The 403-nt window shown below is 69.7% G+C and carries 1 protein-coding gene; it reads left to right on the top strand.

Going from position 1 to position 403, the window contains the following annotated elements:
• Positions 1 to 403, top strand: a 403-nt coding sequence (locus G3I71_RS49195) for an HtaA domain-containing protein (protein ID WP_203733254.1), incomplete at both ends; no start/stop codon positions are given.

The raw sequence follows: 403 nt of genomic DNA, 5'->3' as shown, positions 1-403 counted from the left end.
AGCCTGCGCGAGTACGTGAAGGGCGTCGGCTCGGTCACCGCGCAGGACGGGGCCACCGAGATACCCGGCGGCTTCCGCTTCGGCGGGGCGACGGGCCAGTACGACAAGGACGGCGGCCACGTCGTGACCGCGTCCTTCAAGGGCCGGGTGGTCTTCGACGCGAGCGCGCACGGGTTCGTCGTGAAGATGGAGAACTTCCGGATCAGCACCGGTACGAAGAAGCTGACGGCCGACGTCACCAAGAACGGCACGCTCACGCCGAACGTCCCCGTCGCGGACGTGGCCTTCGCCGGAATGAACATGGCGGGCCTCAGCACCAAGCTGACCCCCGAGTTCGCCGCCGTGTTCGCCCGGCCCGCCTACGCGGGCGCGGACGGGGACAAGGTGACGGTGGCGCTGTCCT

It is taken from the genome of Streptomyces sp. SID12501, assembly GCF_010550245.1.
Classification (GTDB): Bacteria; Actinomycetota; Actinomycetes; order Streptomycetales; family Streptomycetaceae; genus Streptomyces.
The sequence above is the reverse complement of the archived record's forward strand: the minus strand, read 5'-3'. Positions and strand labels throughout refer to the sequence as shown.